Genomic DNA, 6,717 nt, shown 5'->3' on the forward strand with positions numbered 1-6,717 from the left:
CAGACATGTTAATTCCCGACCCCATGCCGTTCAAGGAAAATCCTCCCCCGCGCTCCTTCCCCGTCCTCACCGGCTTCAGCCTGCTGGGCTTCGATGGTCCGGATGCAGCGACATTTCTGCAGTCACAGACGATGAACGACGTGCTCGCGCTCGCCGTCGGGCAGTGGCAATGGAATGGCTGGCTCAACGCCAAGGGCCGCGTGATCGCGCTGTTTGCGCTGCTGCGCATCGATGCCGACTCCTTTCTCGCGATCCTGCCTGACTACCCCGCATCAGAATTGCAGCCGCTGCTGCAGCGCTATGTCTTCCGCAGCAAACTGAAGATCACGCTGCGCGAGGATCGGGTCTGCGCAGCGAATTTCGATGAGCGCCTGATGGCTGGCTTCAGCGCTGGTGATCGCATGTCGGGCCAGCCCGACATCGGGCTGGCGATGGACTGGGGAAGCGAGTCGGAGTCGCGTTATCTCCTGCTGCTGCCGAAAGACTCGCCCGCGCTGCAGCAACCGCAGGCGCAGACGGACGTCCGCTGGCTGGCCTTCGACTTGGCACATGGCCTGCCCCGTCTACCGGCATCGCAGCGCGAAACCTGGACGCCGCAGATGCTTTCGCTGGACCGGCTTAGAGCTTTCAGCCTCAAGAAAGGCTGCTATCCGGGGCAGGAAATCGTTGCGCGCACGCACTATCTGGGCCAGGCCAAGCGCGGCCTGCAGCGGGTGCAAGCACCGGCTCTGAGCGTTGGCGAATCGCTGTACGATCCGGCAGGCAACGCGATCGGCACCGTGGTCAGCCTCGACCACGAGGGCACTGAAGGATTGGCGGTATGCACCCTGGCCGCGGATCCTGACCTGCGAAATCAGCTGGGCGTGGCGGTCTCGGCGCCCGACCTGCTGCCCGGCCTGCAACGACCCTTGTGACAGCAATCACTGCGCAAACGTCGTAGATTGGCGAAACTAGCTTTATATTGACCTGAAACCGCGACGGAGATAGACGCCATGAAGACCCTGCCCCTCGCCTTTCTGGGCGCCATGATCGCCCTGGCGCTGGTACGTCCGGCTGCCGCTGCCGACTACACCATCACCGTCGAACCCAACTATCCACCTGCGCAGGCCCAGGAAGTCTACAAGCCACTGCTCGATTATCTCGGCAAGGCCACCGGCCAGCATTTCATCCTCAAGACCTCGGCGAACTACCACGTGTACTGGCGCGACATGCGCGCCGCCACCAAGACCGACTTCGCTTTCGAGGAAGCGCACTTCACCGATTACCGCATCAATCGCCAGGGCTTCACGCCGCTGGTCCGTGTTTCCGATCCGACCCGCTTCACCCTGCTCGCCAATGCTGATGTCGCCGCCAAGGGCGCGAACTACCTGGTCGGTCGTCGCATCGTCAGCATGTCGGCGCCGAGCATGGGCTACCTGCTGCTGGGCGAGCTGTACAAGAATCCGATTTCGCAGCCGGAAATCCAGTCGGCCTCGGCCAGCTGGAAGGACGGCGTGGAAATGATCTTCGCCGACGAAACCGATGCGGCGATGGTCCCGGGTTACATCGCGACCACTTACCCCAACCTCGTGCCGGTCGCGACCTCGCGCGATTTCATGGGCCGCGCTCTGTCTGCCGCACCCAGCGTGCCTGCCGATGTGCGCAAGAAAGTCACCGACGCGATGCTCCGCCTGCACAAGGACAACTCGCTGTACGAGGTGATCAATGAAATCGGCGCCACGCAGTTCGTGCCGGCCACCGCCGCCGATTACGCCGGCAACGAGCGCCTGCTGCGCGGCGTGTTCGGCTATCAGCCGATCCCCGGCAAGAATGCCCCGCCGCCGGCCGCGGCTGCACCGCCACCGCCGCCGGTCGGTCTGGAAGTCAAAGCCGTCAAGGGCAAGGGCGGCCGCTGATTCTCGACTTCGATCTGCCGCATCGCAGCGCAAAAGAAAAAAGCCGGCGATGCCGGCTTTTTTCATGACTCGGAAAGAGGATAGACCGCTCAATCCGCTTCGAAATAGATCACGTCCTGGACATTCAGGATCACCGCCTGGCCCAAGCTGATCGTGCCGGACTTGCGCAGGTGCAATTCGTCGCGATGCACGCGCAATTCGTCGTCTTCGCCAATACGCACGTAGCTGGCATTGGTCGAGCGATCGGTGATCATGAAATGCCCGCGCTTGAATTCGATCTGGGCATGGGTGCGGCTGACCCAGTCGGCCTCGACCATCAGGTCGTTGGTGGCCTCGCGACCCATCATGAAAGGTTCGGAAGTTTCGTCAAGCTCGATCACCTTGCCACGGTGACGCAGACGCAGCTTCGCGCCTGCCGGCTGCTGACCGCCGTCGCCGATCTTGATCGCGCTCTGCACCATGGTCATGCCGGACGTATCTTCCTGCCAGACCACGTCGACGATCTCGATCGGCAGCAATTTTCCGCTGACGCGGGCGCGGCCCAGGCTGCGGGTTTCCGGGCCCTTGCCGCCGATGCCCTGGACGGTGGCGGCAGTGCTGACGATCTGTTCGCGCTTGGCCAGCGAGGCCATGCGCGCGGCGGTGTTGACGGCATCGCCGTAGACATCGCCGTCCTTTTCCTCGAGCGCGTCGCCGTGGTGCAGGCCGATGCGCACCGCCAGGTTGTCGCGAACAAAATCGATGTCGCGAGCCATCTTGCGCTGCATGTCGCAGGCGGCCAGCACGCCGTTCAAAGCTGCTGGCAAGGTGCACATGATCTCGTCGCCGATGGTTTTGATCACACGGCCACCGTGCTGCTGGCAGATGATCGTGAGGGCATTGAGCACCGCGGCGATCAGACGGCGGGCTTCGACATCGCCCTTGGTCTCGAACAGGCGGGTGCTGCCGCTGACGTCGGCGAAAAGGATGGTTTGCGGACGGGAAGAGCTCATGGGCTGAGTATAGGACAAGCCTGAGGGACCTTAGCGTCCCCCCGGATCAACGCCCCCGCGCCAGTTCGCCGGCCATCGCGACGATATCGGCGTCGGAAGGAATGACCAGGAAAGCCGCTCCAGCCAGCGGCGTGTAGGTGTCCACACCGACCACGCGACGCAACGGTTTCGCGCCCTGCCCGGCCTCGACCACCGCCGTGATCACGCCCTCGCCGACGCCGGCACTGCGCCGGCCCTCATCGACGACAAGAATGCGCGCGCATTCGCCGGCGTGGCGGGCGATCGCCTCGGTGTTGAGTGGCTGCAGCCAGCGCAGATCGACCACGCGCACCTTCCAGCCCTGCGCCTTCTCGATCTCGCGGGCAGCACGCAGGCTCATCGGCACGCCATTGCCGAAGCTGAAGATCACCAGGTCGCGGGCTTCCGGGAAATACACGCGCTCCTCGCCCAGCACCATCGCCTGATCGGGCGCCGGATACGAAGTCAGCCACTGGCCGTCGCCGGTCTCGTAAAGATCCTTGGTCATGTACAGCGCGATCGGCTCGAGGTACGCGCAAACGCGGCCATCGACTTTCGCCAGCGCCATCATCGTGCGCAGCATGGTCGCGGCATCGTCGCCGCGGCTGGGGCAGCCGACCACGAGGCCGGGGATGTCGCGCAGCGCAGTGATCGAGTTGTCGTTGTGGAAGTGCCCGCCAAAACCGCGCTGATAACCCAGCGACGCGATGCGCATCACCATCGGATTGCGGTATTGGCCGTTGCTGAAGAACTGCAACGAACACGCCTCGCCGCGGATCTGGTCGCAGGCGTTGTGAAAATACGCCAGGTACTGGATTTCCGGCAGCGGCAACATGCCCATGTTGGCGAAGCCCTGGGCCAGACCGAGGATCATCGTCTCGTCGAGCAGCGTGTTGAACACGCGCGCGCCCTTGAAGGCTTTCTGCAAGCCCTTGGTCACCGTGTACACGCCGCCTTTCTGCGCCACATCCTCGCCGAACAGCAGCGACTCCGGATATTTCGCGAACAGGTCGTGCAGCGCGTTGTTGATCTGGATCGCCAGATGCCGCGGCGGTAGTTTTTCCGGCAGTTTTTCCGCGCTGCCGAACACAGCCAGGCGCTTTTCGTCGTAACCGGTGCGTGCAGCTTCGGCCGCCACCTTGTCCGGCGTATATGGCGCCAGCGGCGCGATCACCTCGGCCAGCGAGTCGAGTTTCGGGCGGCGATCGGCTTCTTCCGCGGCGGCAAAACATTTCTTGCGCGTGGTTTCGTACAGCGCCAGCAATTCGTCCCTGGTCAGTACGCCCGACTGCAGCGCGATCGCCGCCGAGCGCAGCAGTGGATCGCCGGCTTCGACCGCCATCAACTCCTCGAAACTGCGCCACTCGATCTCGAAATCGGTACCGGCGTGACCCATGATCCGCGTCGTGCGCAGATGCAGGAAAGTCGGGCGGCGCGTGCTGCGGCAGTGATGCACGGCGCGCGCGACTTGCTCGTAACCGCCGGCGATGTCCAGCCCGTCGGCATAGAAATAATCCAGTCCGTCGCGGTGCTGGAAGGAATTGGCGATCCAGCCGGTCGGCGTCTTTACCGAAATGCCAATGCCGTTGTCTTCGCAGACATAAAGCACCGGTGCCGGCAGTTTCTGGTACGCGGTCCACGCTGCCGTGTTGAAGGCGGTCTGCGCGGTCGCATGATTGGCGGAGGCATCGCCGAACGAACAGATCGCGATCGAATCTTCTGGAATCGGCAGCTCATGACCGATGCGCTTGGCCTGTTCGATCGCGACCGCCGTGCCCAGCGCCTTGGGCAGATGCGAGGCGATGGTCGAGGTCTGTGGCAGCACCCACAAGGGCTTCGAACCCCAGACCTTGTGACGTCCGCCGGAAATCGGATCGTCCTTGCTCGCGGCAAAGCTCAGCGCCGAATCCATGATCGGATCCATGCCCGGCAGCTTGCGGAAACGCTCGGCCATGAAACCGCCGCTGCGGTAATGCAGAAAAGCTGGATCGGTGTGGCGGGTGAGGCGCGCGATCATCGCGTTGCCTTCATGGCCGGACGAACCGATCGTGTAGAAAACTTTTTGTTGCACGCGCAGAACGCGCGCCATCAGGTCGAGATGGCGCGAGATCAACTGCGATTCGAACAGCTCGATGAAATCCCGCGCCGAACACAGGCTGCCCGGCAAGACCGGGGCGTCCGGCGACGGTTTGCGCGAGGGTGTACCCGACCACTGGCCGACGAATTCGACGAAATTGTCGTCGCAGACCTTGGCGCGGTTGACGTCTTTGTGACGGGCGGGAATCAGCGGAGCTACGGCGGACATGGCGTTCTTTTTCCGGTCGGATGCAGCAAGGGTCAATAGGTTTGCGCGATGAAGCCCGGCTGCGCCTCGACCCGGCGCAGCCAGGCGGTGACCGCCGGATAGCGCGCGAAATCGAAACCGCCGACAGCAGCATCGTGGGTATAGGCGTACAGGGCGATGTCGGCGATGCCGTAGGTGCCAGCGACGAAAAAATTCTGCACGGCGAGATGTTTCTCCATCACGTCCAGCGCCTGATAACCGCGTTCGCGCAGGCGCGGCAAGTCAGCCTGACGCGGGTGATCGGCGGGCAGCCATTTCGCGACGAAACGCGCGACGGCGATGTAGGGCTCGTGGCTGTACTGCTCGAAGAACAGCCACTGCAGTGTCTGCGCACGCAGCCAGCGATCATCAGGAAAATAGCGCGAGCCTTCGGCGAGATAACACAGGATCGCGTCCGACTCGGGCAGCGTGCGGCCGTCCTCGAGTTCGAGCAGCGGCACTTTGCCGTTGCTGTTTTTCGCCAGGAATTCCGGCGTGCGCGTCTGCCCGGTGGTGCTGTCGGTCTCGACCCAGCGACAGGGCTGGCCGAGATGCGCGAGAAGCAACTGGATCTTGTAGCAGTTGCCAGACGCCCGCATGCCGTAGACGGTAATCATGCGGATGCCGCGCTTCGACGCGCCTGCCATTGTTCGCGGGTCTGCGCCCAGATTTCGATGGGCTCCTCGGCGAACGGCGCCGGCAGTTTTCCCGGCCCGCGATTGCTCGAGCCGAGACGCTGCGCCAAGGCCTGCGAGGCACGATTTTCCGGATGGATCGAGTGGATCACTTCGCTCCAGCCCAGATGCGTGAACGCCCAGTCGATCGCTGCGATCCCGGCTTCGGTCGCATAGCCCTTGCCCCAGGCAGCGCGATGGAAAGCCCAGCCGACTTCCGTGCCCGGCCAGCCTTCCGGCTGCCACGGACCCAGCTGGCCGATGCAACGGTCGCTGCTTTTTTCGATCACCGAAAACATCGCATAACCCTGCAATACCCAGGCGCCGGGCATCGCAAGAAAGCGCCGCCAGGCCGCCGCGCGTGGCGCGTGGCCGCCGATGAAGCGTGCGGTTTCCTCGTCGCCGATCATCTCGGCATAAGCGTCGAAGTCCCCTCGCTCCGGAACACGCAGGATCAGGCGCTCGGTCTCGAGCACCGGTCCGAGTGAAATTCGCGCTGCGCTTTCCGGAGCGGCGGCCATCGCGATCAGAACGCGTTGATGCCGGTCACTTCGCGGCCGATCACCAGCTGATGCACGGTTTCGGTGCCTTCATAGGTGATCACCGATTCCAGGTTCAGCGCGTGGCGGATCGGCGGGTATTCGGTGGTGATGCCGGCGCCGCCGAGGATGTCTCGCGCCTCGCGCGAGATGTCCAGCGCCATGCGGCAATTGTTCCATTTCGCCATCGACACCTGCGCCGGCTGCATCGTGCCAGCGTCTTTGAGGCGACCAAGTTGCAGGACCAGCAGCTGCGCCAGCGTGATCCGACGCGCC

At 63.7% G+C, this 6,717-nt stretch carries 7 protein-coding genes; 2 read left to right on the forward strand and 5 right to left on the reverse strand.

Going from position 1 to position 6,717, the window contains the following annotated elements; all coding sequences use genetic code 11:
* The first annotated feature begins 5 nt into the window (after positions 1 to 5).
* Both VKM35_RS08990 and VKM35_RS08995 read left to right on the forward strand, forming a co-directional pair.
* Positions 6 to 914 (forward strand): folate-binding protein, encoded by a 909-nt coding sequence (locus VKM35_RS08990; RefSeq protein ID WP_324320567.1) that lies wholly within the window; start codon positions 6 to 8, stop codon positions 912 to 914.
* A gap of 78 nt (positions 915 to 992) precedes the next feature.
* Positions 993 to 1,895 (forward strand): phosphate/phosphite/phosphonate ABC transporter substrate-binding protein, encoded by a 903-nt coding sequence (locus VKM35_RS08995; protein WP_324320569.1) that lies wholly within the window; start codon positions 993 to 995, stop codon positions 1,893 to 1,895.
* 89 nt (positions 1,896 to 1,984) lie between these two features.
* Here VKM35_RS08995 and VKM35_RS09000 read toward each other — a convergent pair whose 3' ends face one another.
* The 5 genes from VKM35_RS09000 to VKM35_RS09020 form a co-directional block, all read right to left on the reverse strand.
* Complete coding sequence (locus tag VKM35_RS09000) at positions 1,985 to 2,887, reverse strand: adenylate/guanylate cyclase domain-containing protein (protein WP_324320571.1); 903 nt, start codon at positions 2,885 to 2,887, stop codon at positions 1,985 to 1,987.
* 46 nt (positions 2,888 to 2,933) lie between these two features.
* Positions 2,934 to 5,210, reverse strand: a complete 2,277-nt coding sequence (locus VKM35_RS09005; RefSeq protein WP_324320573.1) for a thiamine pyrophosphate-dependent enzyme — start codon at positions 5,208 to 5,210, stop codon at positions 2,934 to 2,936.
* A 32-nt stretch (positions 5,211 to 5,242) separates the two neighbouring features.
* Positions 5,243 to 5,845 (reverse strand): glutathione S-transferase family protein, encoded by a 603-nt coding sequence (locus VKM35_RS09010; RefSeq protein ID WP_324320575.1) that lies wholly within the window; start codon positions 5,843 to 5,845, stop codon positions 5,243 to 5,245.
* The gene (locus VKM35_RS09015; protein WP_414636605.1) at positions 5,842 to 6,423 is read right to left on the reverse strand and encodes a GNAT family N-acetyltransferase; all 582 of its coding nucleotides are present in this window, start codon (positions 6,421 to 6,423) and stop codon (positions 5,842 to 5,844) included. Before VKM35_RS09015 ends, VKM35_RS09010 begins: the two co-directional genes overlap by 4 nt.
* Before the next feature lie 5 nt (positions 6,424 to 6,428).
* Positions 6,429 to 6,717, reverse strand: a 289-nt coding sequence (locus VKM35_RS09020; protein ID WP_324320577.1) for an acyl-CoA dehydrogenase family protein, incomplete at its 5' end; no start/stop codon positions are given.

The organism is Arenimonas sp. (assembly GCF_035312645.1).
In the GTDB taxonomy this organism is placed as follows: domain Bacteria; phylum Pseudomonadota; class Gammaproteobacteria; order Xanthomonadales; family Xanthomonadaceae; genus Arenimonas.

Excerpts from the sequence above, each read along its gene's own strand:
- VKM35_RS08990 (WP_324320567.1), top strand. The coding sequence starts at position 6 with ATGTTAATTCCCGACCCCATGCCGTTCAAGGAAAATCCTCCCCCGCGC.
- VKM35_RS08995 (WP_324320569.1), top strand. The coding sequence starts at position 993 with ATGAAGACCCTGCCCCTCGCCTTTCTGGGCGCCATGATCGCCCTGGCG.
- VKM35_RS09000 (WP_324320571.1), bottom strand. The coding sequence starts at position 2,887 with ATGAGCTCTTCCCGTCCGCAAACCATCCTTTTCGCCGACGTCAGCGGC.
- VKM35_RS09005 (WP_324320573.1), bottom strand. The coding sequence starts at position 5,210 with ATGTCCGCCGTAGCTCCGCTGATTCCCGCCCGTCACAAAGACGTCAAC.
- VKM35_RS09010 (WP_324320575.1), bottom strand. The coding sequence starts at position 5,845 with ATGATTACCGTCTACGGCATGCGGGCGTCTGGCAACTGCTACAAGATC.
- VKM35_RS09015 (WP_414636605.1), bottom strand. The coding sequence starts at position 6,423 with ATGGCCGCCGCTCCGGAAAGCGCAGCGCGAATTTCACTCGGACCGGTG.